Genomic DNA, 24,085 nt, shown 5'->3' with positions numbered 1-24,085 from the left:
TGTTGGTTTATTTTTTTTCAGGCATGGTCAAATCTGAACCGTTAGACGCAATCACCTGCTGGTACCAGTAAAACGAATCTTTGCGGTAACGATCATAGGTACCGTTGCCTTCATCGTCTTTATCAACGTAAATGAACCCATATCTTTTAGACATTTCACCAGTCGAGGCACTGACCAAATCAATACAACCCCACGGCGTGTAGCCGATTAAATTCACACCGTCGGCAATCGCCTTGCCCATTTCGGTGATATGCTCTGCCAGATAGTTGATGCGGTAGTCATCATGCACCGTTTTATCCTCAGTCAGCACGTCCACGGCGCCTAGGCCATTTTCGACGACAAAGAGCGGCTTATGGAAACGCTGGTACAGCTCGTTCAAGCCGATGCGCAAGCCCGCGGCATCTGTCTGCCAGCCCCACTCGCTTGTTTCCAAGTAAGGATTTTTAATACCGCCGGTCAAATTACCGGCTACTTTTGCCGCTTCCGGGTCCACTACATCAATAGTGGTCGACATATAATAACTCAACCCGATATAATCCACCGGATACTCTTTCAGCAGTTGCTCATCCTCCGGCGCCATGGTCAGCGGCTGAACGCCGTATTTGTCAAAGAGACGCTGGGTGTACGGCGGATAAGCACCGCCGGCTTGCACCTCGCAGCAAAAACCGTTGACTTCCTGATTTTTTTCCATATTCGCCACTTGATTAGCCGGATGGCAATCAAACGCGTAGCCGGTGGCATAAATAGTCATCATGCCGATTTGCAGCTCCGGATTCAGCTCACGCGCCATTTTCACCACCAGACTTGATGCCACAAACTGATGATGCAGGCCCTGAAAGACCAGCTGCTTATTGCCAGCGCCCGTTTTAGGCACCATCCCGAGACTCAAAGCCGGAAAATGCAGGGCACCGTTGATTTCATTGAATGTCATCCAGTAAGTAACCTTGTCGCCAAAACGTTCAAGCAGCACCCGTGCATACCGCGTATAGTGATCAATTAGCTGTCTGTCTTGCCAGCCGCCAAACTCTTTTGCCAAGTACAGCGGCATTTCATAATGGGAAATCGTCACAACCGGTTCGATGTGATAGTGCAGACATGTGTCGATGACCTTCTCATAAAAGGCCAATCCGCGTTCGTTCGGCTCGGCCTCAGTCCCTTTTGGGAAGATACGCGTCCACGCAATCGAAAAGCGGTAGCACTTGAAGCCCATTTCGGCAAATAGGGCAATGTCCTCCTCATAGCGGTTGTAGTGGTCAATGCCAAAGTGGTTCGGGTAATAGTTGCGCGACTCATCAATCGTCCAGTCAAAGTCTGGCGAAAAAAGCTTTTTAAACCGGTCTTTCCCTCCCGGCATGGCGTCAGCAATCGATAAGCCCTTGCCGTCTGCCAAATAAGCCCCTTCGCACTGATTAGCCGCTGTAGCACCTCCCCACAAAAAGTTATCCGGAAATGTCATTGATATCGTCACCTTTCTATTTTTCCAATTGAAACAACCGCTCGCCTGCTGCGACTTCACCGGGTTCGGCAATAGCTACATGGGACAAATCTGCAGAGTTGGTAATGACCACAGGCGTCACAACCGGTTTGCCTTTGGATACAATCAGTTCCCTGTCAAATTCCACTAACAGCTGACCTCTTGTCACTGTGTCGCCTTGTTTGACATGTGTTTTAAACCCTTCGCCGTTTAATTCGACTGTGTCCATGCCGATGTGCATCAAAATTTCAGTCCCGTCAGACGTTTTTAAGCCGACCGCATGGCCAGTCGGGAACAGCAGCGCAATTTCTCCATCAGCCGGCGCAAGCAGTTTGCCGTCCGAAGGTACGATCGCCACACCTTGACCCATTGTCCCCGAAGCAAAAACAGGGTCCTCGATGGATGCCAACGGAACAATCTCACCGGACAGCGGACTTGTAATCACGTCCTCAGCAAAGTCGGTTGTATCACCGGCAGCAGTTTGTTCTTTTGCTTCCGCTTTATTCACACCGCCGAAGAAATATGTCATAATTGCCGCAAACAAGAAAGCAATACTGCAGGCGATAATCGAGCCAATCACTTTTGATAAATCACCGTCTGGTCCGATAAAGTTCGGGAACGTTAAAATACTTTGGCCGAAAGCGTAGGAAATAACACCGTTGAACGCGGTAATCGCACCGCCGATGGCTCCGCCGATACAGCCGAAGATAAATGGTTTTTTCAAAGGCAATGTGACCCCGTAAACAGTCGGTTCCGTAATGCCGAACAGGGCAGTCAACGCACCTGAGCCGGCCAGACCTTTCAATTTAGCATCTCTGGTTTTCAAAAACACGCCCAGTGCCGCACCTGACTGCGCCAGTACTCCTGCTAGCGACATCGGAATCATCGTATCCATACCAGTTGTCTGCAAGTTGTTGATAGCTATCGGCACCAGGCCCCAGTGCATTCCGAAAATCACGAGCACTTGCCAGAAACCGCCCAATACCGCACCGGCAACAACAGAGCTCATATTATAAATGGCTTTGTAGCCTGCACCCAGCCCTTGACCGACAACCAAACCTAAAGGACCTATCAAAATAAACGTTAACGGCACCATGACCAGTAATGTAATCAGTGCAACGCCAAATACCCGCAAGAAACTCGGTGTGATTTTCCGGGCAAATTTTTCGACATAACTTTGAATCCACACAGCTAAAATAATCGGGATAACAGTCGACGCGTATCCGCCAATATCAGCCGAATAGATAATCGGCAGACCAAAGAACGTCAAACTGCCGCCGGCTGCTGCCACTCCGGCTGCAAAGTTTTGAAAGTTCGGATACAGCATCGCTGTGGCCAGTGCCAGCGCTAAAAATTCATTGGTTTTGAATTTTCGGGCCGCCGTCACAGCCAGCGCCATCGGCATAAAATAAAAAATACCGTCCGCTGCCGCATACAGTAACTGATAGCCGCCTGATTCCACGTTGATCCAGCCGAAGAAGACCGCCAGATTCAACAAACCTTTCAGCACACCTGAACCAGCAATAATCCCAAGAAACGGTGTAAAGATAGATGAAATAATATCAATTGCTTTGCTGACTAGTCCTTTTTTCTCATCACTTGATTCAGACGCATCTGCTTCGCCGGAAAAATTCCCTAACGCCATTAATTCTTCATAGACATCGCTTACATGACTGCCGATGACAATTTGATACTGACCACCGCTTTGCACCACTTGAATAATTCCATCATGATTTTTCAGCGCCTCTGTATCAGCTTTAGCATCGTCCTTCAGTTGAAAGCGGAGACGAGTCGCACAATGCACCACGGATTTGACATTGCTTTGACCACCAACCAGTTTCAGTACATCTGCTGCAATCTCCTTGTGACTCATAATATGAGCTCCCTTCGTTTTTCAATATTACGGTTCAAGCATAACAGAAATACAACAACTGTTCGGCTCATTTTTAAGGAACAAATGATATTTTTTGAGCTGATAGACAGGCATAGACAAACTCATGAAGTATATTTTAATAACATTAATTGAACAACATCCGCGTATTCATTTCTGCGGGTGTCCGATTAAATAGCTTCTTATTCATCCCCCCGGAAACTTTGAAGCTTAACAAAAGCCAGCGGGGCGTTGCCGCCGCTGGCAATTTTACAAGCGCATATTATGATAATATTGCTCATTCACGACCCGCCCGATTTTGCTGACATCGTCTTGACTCAACACGTCAATCACACTGATATAACGGGTCGCAAGCGGCACTCTTGCCGGCAGCACGAAATTGATGACAATCAAATCGAATGCTGCACTAACGTTTGTCAACTCTTCAACCGTCTGCAAATTCAAAATTTCCACCGTGATTTTTTCACCGAATAAAAACTGCAAGTGTGCTTTCATATAAGTCATGTGCTCAACGTCGCTGTTGAAAAACAGCCCCACACGGCAAGGCGGCGTCAGCTGAATCAGATAATGATAAAAATCAGGCCAGTGGGTAACTAGCAAATAAAAAAATTCATAGAAATAAGCCTGGTTGCGCTCGGCGACTGCCGGCAAATAGTGGTTGAACAATTGCCGCGTTTGCTGCTGGACTGCTTCCTGCAAATGGCGGCTCAGCAATAAAAACGATTTGCGATTCGGGAAAAGGATATACGGCGTAATCGTCAGCTTGGCGGTCGTCGAAAGTACATTGTATATTTTCAATACCAGTTCGTTCATTTCCAGCACGGGGATGTCCAGCTGGCGGCTCAGCTCCGAGACAACACGGTAGACGCCGTCGTATAACTGCCGGTTTTGCGGATTTTCGGAAATCCGTTCCGAGTAGTCGCTGGCTGAAAAAGCATAGCCGCTGTTCAAATACTGTCTGAACAGACGCAAATATAATTCCGGTGTCAGCTTTAATTTGAAATAATGTTCAAATTTCTGTTTGCCGACAAAGGACGCCAGTTCATCCGCCAGTCTATGTTTCTGTATTTCCGTCAAATAATTCACCTGCAGCGGGACATGGTGCTGTTTTTCCCTAATCAATGAAACCAGCAAATACAAATTCAGCCGGTTGCGGCTGGCGTAATTTTGTTTATGTTCCGGCAGCCGCCTAATAAACAAATCAGCCAGCTCAGAGACCAGATTTTTTTCAATTTCGGCAAACGGATAGTCATCATCCGGATACCGTTCCTGAAAATAAAAATTAAAAAAAGCGCGGATATTGATTTCATCCCCCTCCAAGCGGACAGGTCTGCTTTTGATACGAATGTCATGGGGGTCAAAACAGCGGTTCGCGAAAGCAATTGCACGTTTTAACGTGGCTTGCGACACAAACAGCTCCGTCGCCAACTTATCGTAATTCTCATACTCATGAAAGAAAATCGCTTCAAGCAGCCGGAAAACCAAACTGTTTTCAAGAAACACACGATACACGTGTTTAATCGACAGCGTCGCAGGAATTTTTAAGAAACACTGCCTGCTGCGGTTGACTTCAATTTCGATAGGGGCCAGCGGATGCTGCAAAAAACCGAGATCGGTCTGCAGCTGAATTGCCGTTAAAAACAGTGTTTCCGACAACTCATCAATCGTAATGCCCGGATTTAAATAGATTTTTTCAACCAGCTCCAACCGGCGCCGGTCTTTTTCGCCTAGCAGTTCGCGCATGCTGTCCGCCTCCTATATGATGTCCTCTTTGTTATTGATAGTTTACTTCAAAGAAAGCGGAAAAGAAAGCAGAATGAAAAAGAGTACGAAGAAAAATTTCTTCGCACTCTTTCATAACGCTCAAAACCGTTTATGTAGAATTTTATAGCGGAACTGGTCGGCTCTAGCAATACTCAACGTGTACTCAATGATTTGATTGTCCATGTTATAGGTTTTGCGAATCAGTCCCAGCGAGGCGGATTCGGCAGGCACCCCCAAATGTGCCGCATCCTCTTCGCGGACCAGTGTGGCATAAAACTCCTCTTCAGCGTACTTGATGATTTCCCCATAAGTATCCAGAAAAATATCATACAATGGCCTGTCTTCCAGCATTTCCTGCGTCAAATCAGCAAACTTTGCAAAGGGCAGATAAGTCCGCTCCAGCATCATCGGCTCACCATCAGCCAGCCGCAGCCGTTTGATTTTCAGTATTTTTTCGCCTATTGGAATATCCAGATTTTCACTAAATACTTTATTGGCCTTGATTACTGACATATCAAGAATTCGTGTCTTTGGTACTTTGCCGAGCGACTTCATCTGCTCGGTAAAACTATATGTCCCGGATAAATTCAAAATACTGTCCGAGACACTGGAAACAAAATTTCCTTTGCCGTGCTTTTTGTAAATGTAGCCGAGATTTTCCAGCTCCTGCAATGCCAGCCGGACAGTCGTGCGGCTGACACCGTAAATCTTTGAAAGCTCTCTTTCAGAAGGCAGCACATCATGCGGCTTTAACACTGTTTCAATCTTTTCCTTTAAGACATCGACCAGCTGACTGTAGAGAGAACTTGTTTGTTTGCTGTCCATTACTATCACCTTCGTTAAAATACTATCCTATTAGGATAATATGCAAAATTAACGATTAAGTCAATGAAAACCTTTGCCAACAGCTGTCACAATGATGTCTACGGCCAAATAGACGGCCAGAAGCCCAAACCTGAACCTAATATGCCGATTATCATGATAAAGCCGATACACTTAAGCGGTGTCCAGCTGTATTTGGACATGAAGAAGAACAAGACCAGGGTGATGATCATCGGTAAGAGCTGCGGCATGATGCCGTCTAAAATCTCCTGAATATTAATAAACACATCTTTTTCTTCATTTTGATTGAATACTACTTCATATTCGCCGCTGGCCAGTTCAGAAACACTTGCCCCTTCCTGCAGTTCGTCAGTCAATTGGCCGTCCAAATCTTTTTTATACAAAAATTCATCGTATTTTGAAACAGCGTCCTCAGATGGAACGATCGTTGTGATTTGACGTGCTTCATTCGTTGTCCCATTCGGAATATTGATGTTCAGACGTGTCCCGCCGCCGGCATTGGTTGTGGCCACTAAAGCACCAACTACAAACACCCCGAGAATGCTGGCTGCTCTAGTAAATTCCTTCGCATTTTCTGTCAAAAGACTGATGGCATTGGTACCGAGTTTATACGACCAGCGCATCAGGAAGAAACGAATCGCAAATTGCGCAACGTTGAACACTAACAGGAAGATAAACGGTGCTGCCACACTGCCGCTGATTGCCATGTTGGCAGTAATCCCGGCTGTAATCGGCACAAGCGTAAACCAGAACAGCGCATCGCCGATACCGCCGAGCGGTCCCATTGCCGCTACTCTGACCGCACGAATCGTCGCAATGTCAGCTTTGTTTTGTTCCAACGAAAGAACAATCCCCATGACGAATGTCACCAGAAACGGGTGTGTGTTGAAAAATTCCATGTTGTGGCTCATCGATGCCGCCAAGTCGTCCTTGTCCTTGTGAATCTTTTTAAGACCGGGCAAAATACCATATAGCCAGCCGGCTGACTGCATCCGCTCGTAGTTGAAAGACGCCTGCAAAAACAATGACCGCCACACCATTTTATTTAGTGTTTTGTCATCCAGCTGTTCTGCCGGCTGTAAATCATGATAGTGCTCAGGAATACTATATGCCATCTTCTTCTCCTCCTATCGAATCACCTTGCTGAACATGAGCGGTCTTGAATTTGGTTTGAATTTGAAAATCCCAAAATGCCAGTGCAAAGCCAATAAACGCACAAATGAGAAGTGCCGGACTGCTTAAGCTTGGTGATGCCATCGCAATCACTGCAATGGAAAAGCCGGCAAACAGGAAACCCCATAGATCTCTTGACAGCATCACTTTCATCAAAATCGCAAAACCGACATATTTCATCATGGCACCAGCAGCACCCAGGCCGCTCATCAGCCAAGACGGGATAGCTGAAACAACTTGATTCCCGAAAGCCGCACCGCCGATGAAGAACAGGGTCACGATAACACCAAATATTGTGCCGAGTGCAGCCATGGAAAGGTAGTTGATGCGTTCAATACCTTTTGTATTGGCTTCATGGGCATAGTTGTCCGCAACAGTCATTACCGGCGACATCAGAGAGAAAAGCAATGTGACACCATACTGACCGAGCAGCGCAAACGGAATCGCTGTTGCAGCAGCTGCGGTCGGCTCAAGTTTCAAAGTGATCGCCAAAATAGCTGCCATGATGCCCCCGATAACAGCATTCGGAGGCTGGGCGCCGCCGATCGGCATATTGCCGATGGTCATCAGCTGATACGTACCGCCAACAACCAGTCCTGTCTGAAGATCCCCTAAAATAATACCAATCACAAACCCTGTGACAATCGGCTGATACAACGATTCGAGAAAGCTGAATTGATCGATCGCTACTATAAATGTCACGATAAATACTAATAATACCTGTATAACTGAATAGTCCATTTTTCATTCCTCCTATTTAAATAGTTTGGAGATATCTTCAACCGATGTTGATGGTACTCTTTGTATTTGCAAATCCACTCCTTTTTCCTGTAATTTTTTAAATGCTTCGATATCACGATCATCCACTGCCACGGTTGTTGCAACTTGCCGTTTTCCTTCGGCCATATGCATGTTTCCGATGTTCACCTTGGTAATCGGAACGCCTCCTTCAACCAGCGCCAGAACATCTTCCGGTGTTTCAACAATGATAAAAATCTTTTGTCTGTCAGCCGCTTTATGGATGATATCAATTGTTTTTTGCAGCGAGAAATAGCGTGTCGCCACTCCCGCAGGTGCAGCCATGTCCATTAGTCCTTGTCTCACCTTATCTTCTGAAACCTTGTCATTTGCCACAAGAATCAAATTTGCCCCCAGCGTTCCGCTCCACTGCGTTGCTACTTGTCCGTGTATCAAACGGTTGTCAATTCTAGTCAATAAAATATTAGGCATGTGTGTTCTTCCTTTCATCTATGATTTCTGAAATTGCATAACGCGAGACTTCAATAATCGTTCCTGATTTCACGCGGATATCAGCAATATCGCCTTTCAGCTTCACCACTGTGCCGTATAGCCCATTTGCAAACATGACGTTGCTTCCCGGCGACAGTTTTTGGTGGATTTGCTTAAAATGCGCCTTTTTGGCGGCTACGAGTTTGTGGTTCTTGATATAGTAAATGCCCGCCACAACTACTACCATGACGACGATGACCAGTGATGTCACCAGGACATTTAGCCAAATACTAGATGCCATCGTCATCACCCTGCTCTTCGCGAACGGTGATTTCACCGAGTGTGATGCCGGCTTGTCCGGTTTCAATCAGCACACCCGCACATTCGCTGGCTGTTTTCCCTTGAAGTTTTTGACCAACAAATTCCAGCAGCATCGGCAGATTGGTGCCAGTGACAACTTCCAGCCACGGCCGCTCGTTCTTAAGCATCATTGCAATATTAAACGGTGTGCCTCCCAATAAATCCGCAAACAAGACAACGCTTCCATTACTCTTATACAAAGACGCAGCTGCTTCTTTCACGTTCCGCTCGTAATCTTCCAAAGAATCCGTCTCATGAAACGGCACGGCAACGACATCTTGCTGCTCTCCGGCAATCATTTCCAGTGCTTTCTTCATTCCTATCGGAAAGTCATTGTGACCTGTCACGATACATCCGACCATTCAAATATCCCCCTTTTTACCCGTCTGGTAGTAACCACTTAAAGTATACACTCTGATTTTCCCAGCGTCAACTACGTTTGTTAAAAAATGATCGTTTTTTAATATGCTGCGCGCATGCGTGTGACAGCTGATATAATAGACAGCTTTCCTTGCAGATAAGGGACTGCAAACAAAAACAGTGATAAACACAATTGTGTTTATCACTGTTTTAAAATATACCGCTGTTTCAAGTTATTCCAGTTCAAACGCACCCGTATACAACTGGTAATACTTGCCTTTTTGGGCTACCAGTTCATCGTGTGAGCCGCGCTCAATGATCTCACCATCTGCCAGTACCATGATGACATCTGAATTTTGTACAGTCGACAGACGGTGGGCAATAACAAAGGTTGTCCGGTTGCTCATCAAAGAGTCCATGCCGTCTTGAACAATTCTTTCTGTCCGCGTATCAATGCTTGACGTTGCCTCGTCAAGTATCATGACCGGCGGATTTGCCACTTCCGCGCGGGCAATTGACAACAGCTGCCGCTGACCTTGTGATAAATTAGATTCCGAACCGCCCAGAACTGTATGATAGCCTTGCGGCAGTCGACGGATAAATCCGTCGGCATTGACGCGCTCAGCTGCCTTGATACATTCTTCATCAGTCGCATCCAATCGCCCGTACCGGATATTTTCCAGCACCGTACCTGTAAACAAGTTCACATCTTGAAGAACAATCCCGACAGCTTTGCGCAAATCATTCTTTTTGATGTGATTGATGTCGATGCCGTCGTAGGTAATGTGGCCTTTCTGAATATCATAAAACCGGTTGATTAAATTGATAATCGTCGTTTTACCAGCCCCGGTCGCGCCGACTAACGCTACTTTCTGTCCGGGATGCGCGTACAAGTTGATGTCCTTCAGAATCAGTTCATCTGCTGTGTAGCCAAAGTCCACGCGGTCAAACACGATATCCCCATGGCACGGTGTATAGACATCGGTTTTTGTATCATACCAGACAAAAGGCGTCTGGACTTTTGCCGCCGCTGCCGCCGGCACATCGCTGGTCTGGCGCAAGACCACGCTGCCAGAATCCTGCTCGGGTTTTTTATTCAACACTTCGAAGATTCTTTCTGCTCCGGCCAGCGCCAGAATAATCGCATTTGCCTGTTGGGAAACTTGGGAAATCGGCTGATTGAAGTTTTTGCTCAACTGCAAAAACGTGGCGACAACTCCCAGCGTCAGTCCGCCGAAGTCCCGTGAAATCAATACACCGCCAATAATCGCCAAAACAATGTACTGCAAGTTGCCGATATTGAAGTTGATCGGCATCAGCGTCATGGAAATTTCATTTGCTGCAGAGGTGTTTTTCCTTAACTCTTCATTCAATGCGCCGAACCGTTCTTTGGAACGCTCCTCATAATTAAACACCTGAACGACTTTCTGCCCGCTGATCATTTCCTCAACATAACCGTTCAGTTCCCCCAGTGCCGCCTGCTGTTGTTTGAAAAAGACACTGCTTTTTTGCGCCCGCGTTCCCGCGACAAAAATCATCAGTCCCACAAACACCAGCACGACCAGAGTCAACCACCGATTCGTGACAATCATGGCGGTAAAAATCGTGACAATCATAATGACAGAGGCGATAATCTGCGGGATACCTTGAGAAATCATCTGCCGCAGCGCATCCACATCATTGGTAAAATGACTCATGATGTCGCCGTGGCTGGTCGTATCAAAATAACTGACCGGCAATGTCTCCATGTGCCTGAATAAATCATCCCTGATGTTTTTCAATGTTCCTTGCGTAATCGTGACCATCATTCTATTAAGAATATAAATGGCAATCACTCCGCTAATATAAATGCCCGCCAAAAATGAAATGGCGCGTAAAAGAGGCATAAAGTCAGGCCTGCTTTGCGAAAGCATCGGCGTGATGTAATCGTCTATCAGCCGCTGCAGAAACAAGGATGTGCTGACATTCGCAATCGCCACAACCACCGTACAAGCAATGACGGTCAAAAACCGCCACTTGTACCTGAAAATGTAGGACATCAGCCGGTTGACTGTGTATTTCAAGTGACGCGGTTTTGCTCTTCGTTTAATCATTGTCGGCCAATCCTCCTTTAACCTGAGAGGCATAAACTTCCTGATAAATCTGATTGGAAGCCAGCAACTCATCATGCGTGCCGATTTGGTCAATTTTGCCGTTATCCATCACAATGATAAAGTCCGCTTGCTCCACCGATACAATCCGCTGGGCAATCAGCACCGTTGTGACATCCGGCATCTCATGGGACAAATTCTCTCTGATTTGTGCTTCGGTTTTTGTATCGACTGCGCTGGTAGAATCATCCAGTATCAGAATCTTCGGCTGTTTCAACAAGGCTCTGGCGATACACAAGCGTTGTTTCTGACCGCCGGACAAATTTCTGCCTCCTTGTTCCACATACGCATCATACCCGTCAGCAAAATCTTGGATAAATTCATCTGCATGTGCCAGCTGGCACGCATGGACCATTTCCTCATCGGTCGCTGTTTCATTCCCCCATCGCAAGTTGTCTTTGATGGTACCTGAAAACAATGTGTTTTTCTGCAAAACAATGGCCACCGCATCTCTCAGCACTTCCAGATCATACGCCTGGACATTTTGACCAGCAACTTTCACTTGACCTTGCGTAGCATCATAAAGCCGCGGAATCAGCTGGACCAAGGTGCTCTTGGAACTGCCTGTTCCCCCGATAATACCGACAAAAGAGCCGGACGGGATAGTCACGTTGATGTCTTCCAAACTGAATTCTTCGCTGTCTTCCGTATATTTGAAACAGACATCGTCAAAGATGATTTCCCCGTTGTCAACCGTGGTCAACGGAGCCGTCTGATTGGCGATAGTCGGTTCTTCAGCTAAAACTTCCGTGACCCGCTGCATGGACGCGTCCGAAATCGTCAGCATGACAAATATCATGGACAACATATTCAAGTTCATCAAAATTTGCATGGTGTAAGACACACAGCTGATTAATTCCCCAGTAGTCATCTGACCGCCCATGATTTGAACAGTCGCAAACCACATCAGCAGAATCATGGACAAATAAACAGAAAAATTCAATAATGGCGCATTAAAAGCCACTGTTCGTTCTGCTTTGGAAAATTTTTCATACATCTGACTTGAGACGTCTGTCATTTTTTTATTCTCAAATTTTTCTCTGACAAAAGCTTTCACGACACGAATGCCTTCCAGATTTTCTTGGACGATGACATTCAGTTTGTCATACACTTTGAATGCCTGCTTAAATTTGGGATGCGCAATACGCGTGATTTTCGTCAATCCGTACCCAAGAATCGGCACCATGATAAGATAAATCAGCGAAATACGCCAATTGATCCGCAGCGTCATGAGCAGAGCAAAAACAATCATCATCGGCGCTCTGAAACCGACTCGGACGGACATTTGAAAGGCCTGCTGGATATTGGTGATATCAGTGGTCAGCCGCGTGATGAGGCTGCCTGTGGAGAATTTGTCGATATTTTCAAAGGAAAATTCCTGAACCTTATGAAAAACATCCTGCCGCAAATTTTTGGCAAACCCGGCTGAAGACTGCGCTGCAAACCGCCCGGACATCACACCGAAAACCATTGATAAAGCCACCATAAAAATAAGCAGTGTGCCAATCCGCCACAATGCCGTCATATCTTGGCCGTTAATCCCTTCATCAATCAACCGCCCCATGTTAAATGGAATGAGGACATCCATTACCACTTCCAGCATCACAAAAAACGGGGCCAGCAATGTTTGCCGTTTGTAATCCCTAATACTTTTTAATAACTTACGATACATGACCATCCTCCCTTGAAGTCAAATTCATCTCTAATTGATCCATAATACGAAAAAAAAGCGCGAGATCCTCTTCTGTCAGACCCTGCCTCATTCGTGCTTCTAAAGAGCAGATCATAGCTGAGGTTTGCTGATGCATCAGCAAACCTTTGTCTGTTAATTTTAATTCCTTTTTGCGGCCGTCCGACGCATTGATTTTTCTCTCAATCAACCCATGGTTTTCAAGACTTTTCAGTGTTTGCGTCACTGTTGGTCCCTGGATGTCGAGCTGCTTTTCCAAGTCATACTGAAAAATTTTGTTGTCATCGTCAGCTTCTTTCAATATCCGGATAACCATTCCCTGTAACCCGGAAAGGACTGCATCTGTTTCAGGAATTTTTACCGCAGCCATCTCTTGCCGCAATTTATTTGACAACTTGCGCACCCGTCCGCCAATCGTTTGTTGCATCATCCAGCCGCCTCCTCCAGAAAAATAATTAGCATACTATGTATTTTCTCAAAAAGTGTTTGGTTTTGCAACAATACGGATTGTTAATTTTTTGGCATAATCGGCTGAAAATATTGAAACATGCGGTTTCAAGCACCTGCAGCTGCTTTTATTCAGTCGAAGCGATAAGCTGTGTGCCCAAAAAAGAAGAAAAAAAACTACATATATAAATTTTTTTACACGACAGATAGTGATATAATGAAAGACATTATGAGTGATTGTGTTTGAGGTGAAACAGATGGCTACAATTAAGGACGTTGCAAAGCATGCCGGTGTATCGGTTGCAAGTGTGTCGCGCTATATGAATAAAAACGGATACGTTAAAAAAGAAACTGGCGAAAAAATTGAGCAGGCAATCAGGGATTTGAACTATGTGCCAAATGAAGTCGCGCGGTCTTTATTCCAGAAAAAATCAAAGCTGGTCGGCGTATTGTTGCCGGATATTACTAACCCATACTTCCCATTGTTGGCTAAAGGAATCGAAGAAGAATTAAACCGGCAAGGATTTATGATGCTTTTAGCCAATACATCTGACAGTGAAGAAAATTTACAAAATTATTTAACAACATTTATTCAAAACAATGTTAGTGGAGTGATTACCACGCTGCCTGTCAGTCATGTGCCAAAAAATATTAAAATGATTGGTGTTGACCGAGCTTACGAAGGTGATTTCATTAAAATATTAGCTGATGATTATCAAGGAGGCAAACTGATAGGTCAAGAAATTTTACAAACCACTTATCGGAACGTATTGATTGTCACCAGCAATTTGCTGATGCCAAGTGTCAATTTGCGCTATCAAGGTTTGGTTGATGTGTTGGATAAGCACGCTATCACGCATACAACCCTTCAAAGCCAGTCGTTTAATGTCGATCGAACAGATGAAACTGTTGCGTCAATTTTTAAAAACTATTCGGCATACGATACCATAGTGGCTTCAAATGATTATCTTGCACTTAAAATAATGCAATACGCGCACGAACACGGCATGAACATTCCAGATGATATTCAAGTTGTGGGCTATGACGGGATTCCTTATGCAGAAATGTTTTACCCTTCTTTGGCTACCGTAAAACAACCCATTTATCAAATTGGTCAAGAAGCTGCCAAGAGGATGAGCAAGCTCTTAAATAACAATAAAGACGAATTGCCAAAAACAACAATTCTGCCAGTTACATTTCAAAAAGGAAAAAGTTTGAGATATTTTTAGTTGAAAAAATGGTGAGATGGTGTTAGTATATAAATATGAGTAACCGGTTACACATTTTTAGAGGAGCTGACATCATGAAAAAAGTAGCAGTTATCGGAAGCATATCAACTGATTTTGTCGTCAGTACGGATGTGATTCCTATGCAAGGTCAAACCGTTGTCGGAAAAGACTTCAAAACATTTTTCGGCGGCAAAGGCGCCAACCAAGCAATCGCTGTAAGCCGTTCAGGGATTGAAACATTTATGGTCGGCGCTGTTGGCGATGATATTTTTGGCACCGCTTTACTAGAGAATCTCCAAATCAATCAAATCAATATTGATATGGTGGCAATCAAAAAAAATACCAGCAGTGGTTCAGCGTTCATCCAAGTGAAAGATGGCGACAATCGTATCACAGTCATTGAAGGAGCCAATGGCAAAGTGACCGTTAAGGATGTCCAAATGATTCATCCAAAATTATTGGAAATGGACATGGTTGTTCTGCAAAATGAAATGGCGGTCGAAGTCATTGAACATGTGCTTGCTTTTTGCGCACAAAACAACATAACAGTCTTATACAATCCGGCGCCAGTCAAGAGCATCCCTTCAGAAATTTTGGCAGATGTTGATTTTTTGACACCGAATGAACATGAATTCAAGATGCTGTTTGATAATCAAACAATTGCAGATGTTTTACCGAAGTTTCCTAATAAATTGATTGTCACGCTGGGTGACAAAGGCGCAGTTTATCACAATGGTCAAGAACAAGTGCTGATTCCTGCTGAAAAAATCACTGAAGTTGTTGATACGACAGGTGCTGGAGATACGTTCAATGGGTATTTAGTCAGAGGTATCCTGAGTAAGCAACCGTTAGATGACGTTATCCGTTTTGCAAACAAAGCTGCGGCAATGGCCATCCAAAAACCCGGGGCACAGCAGGGCATTCCTTATTGGAACGAGGTGAAATAACATGAAAAAAAACGGAGTACTTAACACACCAATCAGCCAGCTACTTTCGGAGTTAAGACATACAGATCAAATAGTCATTGGCGATTGCGGCTTACCTGTGCCATCTGGTGTAAAAGAAATCGATATCTCACTAACATTAGGAAAACCTGGATTTATTGAAGTGCTTGACATCATCATTGAACACATGGAAATTGAAGAGGCTATTCTGGCAGAGGAAATAGTTGATAGAAATCCTGCCACACACACTGAAGTTGTGAAAAGATTGAACAATATACAGTACGCTCCACACGAAGAACTAAAAAAAGTAAGCGCAAATGCAAAAGCAATTATTAGAAGCGGAGAAAATACGCCTTACGCAAATGTTATTCTCCAAGCCGGTGTCATTTTTTAATGAAGGAAGTGTTTTGATGAAAATCAGAATGGAAGCAATTAATAAATCATTTGGCAGCAACAAGGTGCTTGAATCAGTCGACTTTGACCTGCACAGCGGTGAAATCCATGCACTCATGGGTGAAAATGGTGCTGGCAAATCAACGTTAATGAATATTTTAACTGGCTTTCACAAAAAAGACTCAGGAAAAATTTTTATTGATGATACGGAAACAGAATTTAAAAATCCCAAAGACGCAGAAGATAACGGGATAACGTTTATCCACCAAGAAATGAATACGCTGACAAATATGACCGTATTGGAAAATCTGTTTTTAAACAAAGAAATTAAGTCTCGTTTCGGCTTGTTGGACACCAAACAAATGAATACATTGGCCGCTAAAATTTTTGAAGAACTGAAAATAACAATACCGACCGACACGCTTGTTGAAGAGTTGTCAGTGGGAGAACAGCAGATTCTTGAAATAGCCAAAGCACTGATGACAGAGGGAAAAGTCCTGATTATGGATGAACCGACTGCTGCTCTATCAGAAACTGAAATTGACAATTTATTTAAAATTATCAGAGGGCTAAAAGAAAAAGGCGTCTCCATTGTCTATATTTCGCATCGAATGGAAGAAATTTTCACACTTTGCGACAGAGTCACTGTCATGAGAGACGGCTTTTCAGTTAGCACGTATCATGTCAAAGACGCGAACATCAACACAATTGTTAAAGACATGGTGGGACGGGATATAGAAGATTTTTACCCTGAAAAAAAGAGTACTATCGGAGACATAAAATTCAAAGTGGAAAATTTGACAGCTGAAAAGTTTTCCAATGTCAGTTTTCACGTCAGAGCAGGTGAAATCGTCGGTTTTTCAGGACTGATGGGTTCCGGCAGAACTGAGATTATGCGTGCAATTTTTGGAATCGACCCTGTTATTTCAGGAAATATCTACTTAGAAGATAAGAAAATAACGATTAAATCACCCAACCAAGCGATTAAGAAAGGCATCGGTTTTTTAACAGAAAACCGTAAAGAAGAAGGACTCATTCTTGATTTCAGCGTAAGCGATAATATTCTTTTACCTGCAGTAGATGAGTTTTCTAAAAAAGGGATTTTGGACAACAAACTGATTGACGACTTCACGTCCATGCTCATCGAACGCTTAACTGTCAAAACAGCAAGTGCTGAAGAGAAGGTAAGCAGTTTGTCAGGTGGCAATCAGCAAAAAGTTGTTTTGGCAAAATGGATCGGTATCGGTCCGCAAGTGTTAATACTAGATGAACCGACGCGTGGTGTCGACGTGGGAGCTAAACGGGAAATCTATCTATTAATGAATGAACTGGCGGAACGCGGTGTTGCCATTGTGATGGTTTCAAGTGATTTACCAGAAGTTATCAGTGTCAGCGACAGAATTTTAGTGGTTCATGAAGGGAAAATAAATGGTGAAGTCATGAAAGAAAATGCCACTCAAGAATTGATTATGCATTATGCTACAGGAGGAAACTAAAATGACAGGTAAAATGAAAAAAATATCGATTGGGGCGTTAGGACCTCTTTTAGCGCTAGTCATATTGGTCGTAGTTGTTTCAGTCATGAATCCTAGCTTCGTGACTCCAAACAATTTGCTGAATTTGCTAAGACAGGTGTCAATTAACGCCTTAATCGCTTTTGGCATGAGCTTTGTTATTTTGACAGGCGGCATCGATCTTTCGGTTGGTTCGACTTTGGCTCTTTCCGGCGCACTAACGGCTGGTTTAATAGCAAATGGTATATCACCAATGATTGCCATGCTTTTTGGGATGATTCTCGGTGCTTTTTTGGGTATGATAAATGGTTTGTTGATAGCGAAAGGAGGAATGGCCCCGTTCATTGCGACGCTCGCAACGATGACAATTTACCGCGGTGCAACACTTGTTTACACGGATGGAAATCCGATCACAGGTATCGGTGACAGTTTCTTGTTTCAATTCATAGGCAGAGGATACTTGTTTGGTATACCATTTCCTATCATTGTAATGCTCGTGGCGTTTGCGGTACTTTATACATTGCTGCATAAAACAGCGTTCGGTAAAAAAACATATGCTATCGGCGGCAACATCCATGCTGCTAGAATAGCTGGTGTAAAAAGTGACAAAATCCAAATAATTATTTACACCATTTCAGGATTTATGGCATCCATTGCTGGCATCATATTGACATCACGACTGAACTCAGCCCAGCCGACTGCCGGCCAGTCATATGAAATGGATGCAATTGCTGCGGTTGTCTTAGGCGGTACCAGTTTGTCTGGGGGAAAGGGCGACTGTTTGGCACTCTCATTGGCGCATTAATTATCGGAACCATCAACAATGGTTTAAATTTGCTGGGAGTATCAAGTTTTTATCAACAAATCGTTAAAGGATTTGTCATTATTGTAGCCGTGCTGCTTGATAGAAAAAAAAATAAATAAAAAGAGGGATATGACAATGAAAAAAGTTATTTTTGCACTTGCTGCTATTGGATTATTATTAACTGGCTGTGGCGGAGCAACTCTTGATAAAAGTGATGACAGTGATACAAAAGGTGCCGTTGCCGAGAAGAAACCAGAAGAGCTTGTGGTCGGCGTCAGTATTTCAACACTGAATAATCCATTTTTCGTTTCTGTCAGAGACGGGATTAACGAACTTGCTGAGGAAAACAAGACAAAGACCATCATTTCTGACGCACAGAATGATTCTTCTAAACAAAGTAACGACATTGATGATTTGATACAACAACAAGTCGATATCCTGTTAATAAATCCTGTTGATTCTTCTGCCATTCAGCCAGCTGTAGAAGCTGCCAATCAGGCGAATATTCCCGTGATAGCATTGGACAGAAGTTCTGATGGCGGGGATGTTATGTCGCTTGTCGCTTCTGACAACGTTAAAGGCGGAGAAATGGCAGCCCAGTTCCTTATTGAGACTCTCGGAGAAAACGCCAAAATTGTTCAGCTTGAAGGTATTCCTGGGGCTTCTGCCACACGAGAACGAGGAGAGGGGTTTGAAAAAGGGGCTAAAGACAAGTTAGAAATCGTTGATTCCCAATCTGCAGATTTTGACCGTGCAAAGGGATTGACTGTCATGGAAAATATTTTACAGGCGAATCCGGATATCGATGCTGTCTTTGCACAAAATGATGAAATGGCGTTGGGAGCTATCGAAGCGTTAAAAGCTGCGAATAAAACAGATGTCATTGTCATTGGATTCGACGGAAATGATGATGCCATCAAATCTGTTGAAAATGGTGATTTGACAGCAACTGTCGCCCAACAGCCGACGGAAATGGGCAAATTAGCATTACAAGCAGCTTACGATTATTTTTCAGGTAAAACTGTTGATGAAAAAATCGACTCACCCCTTGAGCTTGTTAAAAAATAAGTAGTTTTGACAACTGTTTTTCAACTATAAATATTGTTAACGCGAATCACTCTATTTTCGGCATTAATTCTCATCATACGCCGGCACCGGCTGCTCGCCTTTTTGTGATACCGGCTGAATCAGTGTGCGTATGCAGCGCACGGCTACCATCAAACCGAGAGCTAGCAGACAGAAGGCGAAAATCAGCTGTAAGCCATCCGACATCAGAATAAACTGTCCGGCTGCCGCCGTTTTCGGTACAGACAACAAAATATCGCTAGCGGCCAGCAGCTTGACCAATAATTTGTATATCGACATACCTAAGGCAGTGAAAGTCACAGTCAACATAACTGCCATTGGAATATAAAACATGACACCAGATTTTTTCGATGTTTTCAAGTAAACTGCGATGGCAATCATGACCATTGCCGCCAACAGCTGATTCGCTGACCCAAAGAGCGGCCAGACACTGTTGTAACCTCCTTGCGCCAAAGCGAAGCCCACCGCCAGCGTCAGCACCGTGGCTATGTATTTATTCGCCAATAGCCCGGCAATACCTGATGGCTCGGTCTCGCCGTCGCTGACCAATTCCTGTAATGACATACGGCCGATTCTTGCAACTGAGTCAAGGGACGTCAGTGCCAACGCAGACACACACATCGTCATAAAGCTTTGTGCCACCATAACTGGTACGCCAAATGATGTTAAAAAACCAGCGACTGAACTGGAGAAAATCTGGAACGGTGTCCCTTCCGGAAGCTGTCCGTTACTGGCAGCAGCACCCGCAACAACCAGGGCTGCAACAGCCAGTACGCATTCGCACATCATGGCACCGAAACTGACTGGTCGCATATGTTTTTCATTCTTAATCTGTTTGGAAGATGTTCCTGAAGACACCAAGCTGTGAAAACCTGAGACTGCCCCGCAGGCAACTGTGATAAACAAAATCGGGAACAGATAGTTCAAATTGCCGGCGGCATCCTGCACTATGAAACCGTTGAACATATTCAGATTCATGTCAGGTCTTTCCACCATCAAGCCCAAGACAGCTGCAATAATCATGCCCAGCAGCATATAAGTGCTCAAAAAATCACGAGGCGTCATCAAAAGCCACATCGGCATCACTGAAGCCAGGAACAGGTAGCCGAATACAACCAGCAGCCAGACTTGTTTCGACGCAAAGATTGGAAACGCCATTCCCAACGCCAACGTGCCCAGCAACAGGACGACACCGACCGCATGCGCGGCTTTGCCGGATAAATTCAGCCGTTTAATTAGAATACCGAAAATAATTGCTGTTAAAATAAAAATCATCGATATGGATGCAGCTGAAGCATTCGCCGTGTTGACTGCCTCTGAGACTCCAGTTGTTTTGCCGTTAAAAGTATTGGCTACAATATCACCGAAAGCGGCAATAACCAGCAATGAAAATAACCACGAAAACAGAAGAAACAACTTTTTGCCTGTTTTCCCGATATATTTTTCAATAATCAGTCCGATGGATTTCCCTTCATTTTTTACTGAAGCATACATGGCACCAAAGTCATGGACTGCTCCAAAGAAAATGCCGCCGAAGACAATCCAAAGAAAAGCCGGCAGCCAACCGAACATGGCTGCAATAATCGGACCCGTAACAGGCCCGGCACCAGTGATTGACGAAAACTGATGGCTAAACACCATGAATGCCGGTTCCGGCATATAGTCTTCGCCGTCTTTATACCGGTAAGCAGGCGTCATAGCCTGGGGATCAATCCCCCATTTTTTCTCCAACCACTTCGAATACCCAAAATAAGCAACTACAAAACAAGCAATTGCAATCAAAAGCAATGTAACTCCATTCATCTTAACACACCCCGCTAAAATCCTTTTTTACTATGTTTATATATCATACCCTATTTTTCCGAAAAGTAAATAGAATTTGCTGAATTTTCTGAAAAATCTTTCAATTGTTGGGTCTTTTAATTAATAAAAAGACAACTTTCATGGATTGTTTCATGAAAGTTGTCTTGAACAAGCAAGCTCTGACTGTTTACTGATTGGCGGCCAGCCAGCTTAATGCAACTCCGGCATAGGCCGCAGCACCGTATGGCAGGGCATCTTCGTCCAGTATCAATTTTGGATGGTGCACGCCGTATGTCTGGCCTTTTCTGGCATCGCTGGCGGCAAGTATCATGACACATGCCGGAATTTCCTGGGAAATAACAGCAAAGTCTTCTGAACCCATCGCCGGAACATCGCTGTCGAAAACAGGCAGGGCTTTATCTGCGCCGACATAGGCCGGAAGCACTTTTTGAATATGCTCTGACAATTCTTTGCTGCTCTCAAAAAACGGCGCGCCTGCCGGAAACTCTACGGTACCCTCGCATCTGAATGCTTTGGCAATGTGGGTCACGATCTCAGTCATTCGTTCCTTAATGAACTGGCGATGCTTCTCGTCATAAGTTCGGATCGTGCCGCCCATGACCATCTCGCCTGGTATCACGTTGGATGTCACACCTCCGCTAATTTCTCCAACAGTGACAGCCACAACCGCATTCGGCGGCAATTCGCGGCTTTGAATCGCACTCAAACCGCTGTGAATCGCTGTCATTGGAACGATTGGATCGACCGCCAAATAAGGCATTGAGCCGTGACCGCCTGTCCCAATGACAGTGATTTTAAACCAGTCGACCGATGCCATACTCGGTCCGGCGCCAGTAACAGTCAGCGCCCCCGGGTCAAACGGCATTCCCGGCATCACGTGAATCATAACGCCTGCATCAGGACGCGGATTTTCGAGTATACCGGCTGCCACCATGTCTTTGGCGCCTTCCATCGTTTCCTCACCGGGTTGGAACATCAGCTTGACAACTCCCGGAATCTCCTGCTCATATTTTTTTAATATTTTGGCTGCCGCAAGCAGCATCGTTGTGTGCATATCATGGCCACATGCATGCATTCGTCCGTCAATTTTAGATTTATACGGCAACTCATTATCTTCCAAAATCGGCAAAGCGTCCATGTCCGCCCGCAGCAATATGGTTTTGCCTGTCCCCTGGCCTACGGTTACCGTCAAGCCGGCTTGTCCGACCCGCTTGACATCAGCATAGCCCATCTCTTTCAGACGTTCTGCCACGTATGCCTGAGTCTGTTTTAAATCCATGCCGAGTTCAGGATGTTCGTGAAGATGGCGCCGATTTTTAATCATCTCGTCTTTTAATGCTAGCGCTTCTTCCAAAATTTTGTCTTGCAATAGTTCCATGTAATCCCTCCTAAATAAATGTTCTGCCATTGTAAAAAATATCATCCGCAAACCGTTAAAAAACAGTAGGTCCTATTTTATAATAGCTAACCGCTTTTTTCATGTCAATACTTATTAAAGCGTTTCCAACTATTTATTTCCAGTATTTTTTTTATAATCTGCCTTAATCGTAAAAAATCCGCTGATTATTTTTTATTTTTTTAAAACGGTTCCATAATGCTGTTATTTTTTGATATAATCTAACCACTTTAATATAAAAAGGGGATGATTCCATGAAAACAAAACCAACGTCTCAAAATGTTCTGATGCTGCTCGCCATTTTTATCGGATACACCTGTATCTATCTCGACAAAACTGCTATTTCACTGTCTATGGTCAATATTGCCGAAACGCTTAATATGTCGGCCGGCGACAAAGGACTTATTTTAAGTTTCTTCTTTCTTGGGTATACGATTTTCCAGATTCCGTTCAGTTATTTATCCAATAAAATCGGCTCACGCAAAATGTTGTTTCTTTCCATCATCATGGTCGGTCTGTTTATGGTCTTCTTCGGTTTTGGTGCATCAGTCCTCTATTTGATTATAATCCGCCTGCTGACTGGTTCCTTTGCCCACTCAGGCTATCCCTCTGCCGTATCGACCTTTATTTCACAAGAGATTCCATTAGAAAAACGAGGCTCTGTCCAGTCAACAATGATTGCATCTTCCGGTTTTGCCGGCATCATCGGCCCGCCGATCATCGCCCTTTTTATCAATCTGACAAACTGGCAAACAACCTACTTTATTTTGGGAGCATTCGTCATTGCTGTGGGGGTGTTTATGATGGTTGCTATCCCTAAAACAGCCGGCATGCCCATAGTTGCAGAAGGAAAAAAAGGGCTGGCTTTTGGCGACGTCTTAAAAGACCGCAATGTTTGGATCATGATTTTATCCGCGTTCTTCATTAATGCTTCCCTGTACGGGTTAAATAGCTGGCTGCCTTCGTATCTCAACGAAACATTCCACCTCAGCATGACCATGCTCTCTCTGGTCAGCGTCTTAATAGGTTTTTTCACGATGGCTGCTGCTATGGCCGGTGGTATTATCATTAACAGATTCTTTTTAAACAAAGAAAAAGCCGTCATTTTCACTGTCACATTATTGGGTGCAGTCTTTGTCTTCCTTGTGTCTACCACTCAGTCGCTCGTCATGAGCATTATTTTCCTGTCAGGCTGTATCATCTGCGCCAGTGTCGGTTTTTCAGCGTTGATGAGTTTGCCGGTCAAACTTTTTACTCCGATGGAAGTTTCTTCTAAATATGCAACCATCAACGCAATCGGTGTATCAGGCGGTTTTTTTGCCCCGACGATTATGGGAAAGATGGTGGAAGCTTCCGGCGGGAGTTACACCTCTGCCTTCATGTTCATCTCAATCACGCTGTTAGTATCGGGAGTCTGTGTGCTCGTTGTCAACAGGCAAGCTAAACCAGCCGATTCGATGGCCTAAAATACAGGAGCGGGGTGCTAACTGACGCCCCGCTCCTGTATTAGCG

The 24,085-nt window shown here is 44.5% G+C and carries 20 protein-coding genes and 1 pseudogene; 7 read left to right on the top strand and 14 right to left on the bottom strand.

All coding sequences use genetic code 11. The features are described 5' to 3' along the window. Positions 1-7: 7 nt before the first annotated feature. From CBF27_RS01960 to CBF27_RS01905, 12 genes are all read right to left on the bottom strand, one after another. Positions 8-1,456, bottom strand: coding sequence for a glycoside hydrolase family 1 protein (locus CBF27_RS01960; RefSeq protein ID WP_126811842.1), 1,449 nt, complete (start codon positions 1,454-1,456; stop codon positions 8-10). Between the two features lie 16 nt (positions 1,457-1,472). After that, positions 1,473-3,347, bottom strand: coding sequence for a beta-glucoside-specific PTS transporter subunit IIABC (locus tag CBF27_RS01955; protein WP_126811840.1), 1,875 nt, complete (start codon positions 3,345-3,347; stop codon positions 1,473-1,475). 267 nt (positions 3,348-3,614) lie between these two features. Next, on the bottom strand, positions 3,615-5,108 hold the full coding sequence (locus CBF27_RS01950) for an AcpB/EbpR/MafR family transcriptional regulator (RefSeq protein WP_126811838.1): 1,494 nt from the start codon (positions 5,106-5,108) through the stop codon (positions 3,615-3,617). A 120-nt stretch (positions 5,109-5,228) separates the two neighbouring features. Then, positions 5,229-5,954 carry a GntR family transcriptional regulator gene (locus CBF27_RS01945; RefSeq protein WP_126811836.1) on the bottom strand — a complete coding sequence of 242 codons (726 nt, stop codon included), beginning with the start codon at positions 5,952-5,954 and terminating at the stop codon, positions 5,229-5,231. 98 nt (positions 5,955-6,052) lie between these two features. Continuing rightward, positions 6,053-7,087 carry a PTS system mannose/fructose/sorbose family transporter subunit IID gene (locus CBF27_RS01940; RefSeq protein WP_126811834.1) on the bottom strand — a complete coding sequence of 345 codons (1,035 nt, stop codon included), beginning with the start codon at positions 7,085-7,087 and terminating at the stop codon, positions 6,053-6,055. Continuing rightward, positions 7,077-7,886 carry a PTS mannose/fructose/sorbose/N-acetylgalactosamine transporter subunit IIC gene (locus tag CBF27_RS01935; protein WP_126811832.1) on the bottom strand — a complete coding sequence of 270 codons (810 nt, stop codon included), beginning with the start codon at positions 7,884-7,886 and terminating at the stop codon, positions 7,077-7,079. The genes CBF27_RS01940 and CBF27_RS01935 overlap by 11 nt, the downstream gene beginning before the upstream one ends. A gap of 12 nt (positions 7,887-7,898) precedes the next feature. Next, positions 7,899-8,375 carry a PTS N-acetylgalactosamine transporter subunit IIB gene (agaV, locus tag CBF27_RS01930; protein WP_126811830.1) on the bottom strand — a complete coding sequence of 159 codons (477 nt, stop codon included), beginning with the start codon at positions 8,373-8,375 and terminating at the stop codon, positions 7,899-7,901. Next, positions 8,368-8,676 (bottom strand): preprotein translocase subunit YajC, encoded by a 309-nt coding sequence (locus CBF27_RS01925; protein ID WP_126811828.1) that lies wholly within the window; start codon positions 8,674-8,676, stop codon positions 8,368-8,370. The genes agaV and CBF27_RS01925 overlap by 8 nt, the downstream gene beginning before the upstream one ends. Beyond that, on the bottom strand, positions 8,666-9,097 hold the full coding sequence (locus CBF27_RS01920) for a PTS sugar transporter subunit IIA (RefSeq protein ID WP_126811826.1): 432 nt from the start codon (positions 9,095-9,097) through the stop codon (positions 8,666-8,668). Before CBF27_RS01920 ends, CBF27_RS01925 begins: the two co-directional genes overlap by 11 nt. Before the next feature lie 231 nt (positions 9,098-9,328). After that, positions 9,329-11,188, bottom strand: a complete 1,860-nt coding sequence (locus tag CBF27_RS01915; protein WP_126811824.1) for an ABC transporter ATP-binding protein — start codon at positions 11,186-11,188, stop codon at positions 9,329-9,331. Then, positions 11,181-12,917, bottom strand: a complete 1,737-nt coding sequence (locus CBF27_RS01910; RefSeq protein ID WP_126811822.1) for an ABC transporter ATP-binding protein — start codon at positions 12,915-12,917, stop codon at positions 11,181-11,183. Before CBF27_RS01910 ends, CBF27_RS01915 begins: the two co-directional genes overlap by 8 nt. After that, positions 12,907-13,365 carry a MarR family winged helix-turn-helix transcriptional regulator gene (locus tag CBF27_RS01905; protein WP_126811820.1) on the bottom strand — a complete coding sequence of 153 codons (459 nt, stop codon included), beginning with the start codon at positions 13,363-13,365 and terminating at the stop codon, positions 12,907-12,909. The genes CBF27_RS01910 and CBF27_RS01905 overlap by 11 nt, the downstream gene beginning before the upstream one ends. Positions 13,366-13,639: 274 nt before the next feature. Between CBF27_RS01905 and CBF27_RS01900 the strand changes: the two genes are divergently transcribed. The 6 genes and pseudogenes from CBF27_RS01900 to CBF27_RS01875 all read left to right on the top strand — a co-directional run bounded on the left by CBF27_RS01900 (position 13,640) and on the right by CBF27_RS01875 (position 19,335). Then, complete coding sequence (locus CBF27_RS01900; RefSeq protein WP_126811818.1) at positions 13,640-14,611, top strand: LacI family DNA-binding transcriptional regulator; 972 nt, start codon at positions 13,640-13,642, stop codon at positions 14,609-14,611. Between the two features lie 74 nt (positions 14,612-14,685). Beyond that, entirely contained in the window at positions 14,686-15,558 is an 873-nt protein-coding gene (gene rbsK, locus CBF27_RS01895; protein WP_126811816.1) for a ribokinase, read from the top strand. A gap of 1 nt (position 15,559) precedes the next feature. Continuing rightward, positions 15,560-15,949: a D-ribose pyranase gene (gene rbsD / locus CBF27_RS01890; RefSeq protein ID WP_126811814.1), complete on the top strand. Its 390-nt coding sequence runs from the start codon at positions 15,560-15,562 to the stop codon at positions 15,947-15,949. A 16-nt stretch (positions 15,950-15,965) separates the two neighbouring features. After that, positions 15,966-17,444 (top strand): sugar ABC transporter ATP-binding protein, encoded by a 1,479-nt coding sequence (locus tag CBF27_RS01885; protein WP_126811812.1) that lies wholly within the window; start codon positions 15,966-15,968, stop codon positions 17,442-17,444. Then, positions 17,425-18,386: pseudogene (locus CBF27_RS01880) on the top strand (ABC transporter permease subunit). The gene CBF27_RS01885 and the pseudogene CBF27_RS01880 overlap by 20 nt, the downstream one beginning before the upstream one ends. A 16-nt stretch (positions 18,387-18,402) precedes the next feature. After that, the gene (locus CBF27_RS01875) at positions 18,403-19,335 is read left to right on the top strand and encodes a D-ribose ABC transporter substrate-binding protein (RefSeq protein WP_126811810.1); all 933 of its coding nucleotides are present in this window, start codon (positions 18,403-18,405) and stop codon (positions 19,333-19,335) included. Positions 19,336-19,398: 63 nt separating this feature from the next. Here CBF27_RS01875 and CBF27_RS01870 read toward each other — a convergent pair whose 3' ends face one another. After that, positions 19,399-21,156: a carbon starvation CstA family protein gene (locus tag CBF27_RS01870; protein WP_126811808.1), complete on the bottom strand. Its 1,758-nt coding sequence runs from the start codon at positions 21,154-21,156 to the stop codon at positions 19,399-19,401. A gap of 187 nt (positions 21,157-21,343) precedes the next feature. Continuing rightward, the gene (locus tag CBF27_RS01865; RefSeq protein WP_170174970.1) at positions 21,344-22,555 is read right to left on the bottom strand and encodes a M20 metallopeptidase family protein; all 1,212 of its coding nucleotides are present in this window, start codon (positions 22,553-22,555) and stop codon (positions 21,344-21,346) included. Between the two features lie 272 nt (positions 22,556-22,827). Between CBF27_RS01865 and CBF27_RS01860 the strand changes: the two genes are divergently transcribed. Then, a complete protein-coding gene (locus CBF27_RS01860; protein ID WP_126811804.1) occupies positions 22,828-24,039 on the top strand; it encodes an MFS transporter in 1,212 nt (403 codons plus the stop codon). Positions 24,040-24,085 lie beyond the last annotated feature (46 nt).

It is taken from the genome of Vagococcus acidifermentans (genome assembly GCF_003987655.1).
GTDB classification, from domain to species: Bacteria; Bacillota; Bacilli; order Lactobacillales; family Vagococcaceae; genus Vagococcus_B; species Vagococcus_B acidifermentans.
This window is presented reverse-complemented; position numbering and strand designations above follow the sequence as displayed.

Bases quoted from the DNA above. Each gene is read 5' to 3' on its own strand.
- CBF27_RS01960 (WP_126811842.1), bottom strand. From the start codon at position 1,456: ATGACATTTCCGGATAACTTTTTGTGGGGAGGTGCTACAGCGGCTAAT.
- CBF27_RS01955 (WP_126811840.1), bottom strand. From the start codon at position 3,347: ATGAGTCACAAGGAGATTGCAGCAGATGTACTGAAACTGGTTGGTGGT.
- CBF27_RS01950 (WP_126811838.1), bottom strand. From the start codon at position 5,108: ATGCGCGAACTGCTAGGCGAAAAAGACCGGCGCCGGTTGGAGCTGGTT.
- CBF27_RS01945 (WP_126811836.1), bottom strand. From the start codon at position 5,954: ATGGACAGCAAACAAACAAGTTCTCTCTACAGTCAGCTGGTCGATGTC.
- CBF27_RS01940 (WP_126811834.1), bottom strand. From the start codon at position 7,087: ATGGCATATAGTATTCCTGAGCACTATCATGATTTACAGCCGGCAGAA.
- CBF27_RS01935 (WP_126811832.1), bottom strand. From the start codon at position 7,886: ATGGACTATTCAGTTATACAGGTATTATTAGTATTTATCGTGACATTT.
- agaV (WP_126811830.1), bottom strand. From the start codon at position 8,375: ATGCCTAATATTTTATTGACTAGAATTGACAACCGTTTGATACACGGA.
- CBF27_RS01925 (WP_126811828.1), bottom strand. From the start codon at position 8,676: ATGGCATCTAGTATTTGGCTAAATGTCCTGGTGACATCACTGGTCATC.
- CBF27_RS01920 (WP_126811826.1), bottom strand. From the start codon at position 9,097: ATGGTCGGATGTATCGTGACAGGTCACAATGACTTTCCGATAGGAATG.
- CBF27_RS01915 (WP_126811824.1), bottom strand. From the start codon at position 11,188: ATGATTAAACGAAGAGCAAAACCGCGTCACTTGAAATACACAGTCAAC.
- CBF27_RS01910 (WP_126811822.1), bottom strand. From the start codon at position 12,917: ATGTATCGTAAGTTATTAAAAAGTATTAGGGATTACAAACGGCAAACA.
- CBF27_RS01905 (WP_126811820.1), bottom strand. From the start codon at position 13,365: ATGATGCAACAAACGATTGGCGGACGGGTGCGCAAGTTGTCAAATAAA.
- CBF27_RS01900 (WP_126811818.1), top strand. From the start codon at position 13,640: ATGGCTACAATTAAGGACGTTGCAAAGCATGCCGGTGTATCGGTTGCA.
- rbsK (WP_126811816.1), top strand. From the start codon at position 14,686: ATGAAAAAAGTAGCAGTTATCGGAAGCATATCAACTGATTTTGTCGTC.
- rbsD (WP_126811814.1), top strand. From the start codon at position 15,560: ATGAAAAAAAACGGAGTACTTAACACACCAATCAGCCAGCTACTTTCG.
- CBF27_RS01885 (WP_126811812.1), top strand. From the start codon at position 15,966: ATGAAAATCAGAATGGAAGCAATTAATAAATCATTTGGCAGCAACAAG.
- CBF27_RS01875 (WP_126811810.1), top strand. From the start codon at position 18,403: ATGAAAAAAGTTATTTTTGCACTTGCTGCTATTGGATTATTATTAACT.
- CBF27_RS01870 (WP_126811808.1), bottom strand. From the start codon at position 21,156: ATGAATGGAGTTACATTGCTTTTGATTGCAATTGCTTGTTTTGTAGTT.
- CBF27_RS01865 (WP_170174970.1), bottom strand. From the start codon at position 22,555: ATGGAACTATTGCAAGACAAAATTTTGGAAGAAGCGCTAGCATTAAAA.
- CBF27_RS01860 (WP_126811804.1), top strand. From the start codon at position 22,828: ATGAAAACAAAACCAACGTCTCAAAATGTTCTGATGCTGCTCGCCATT.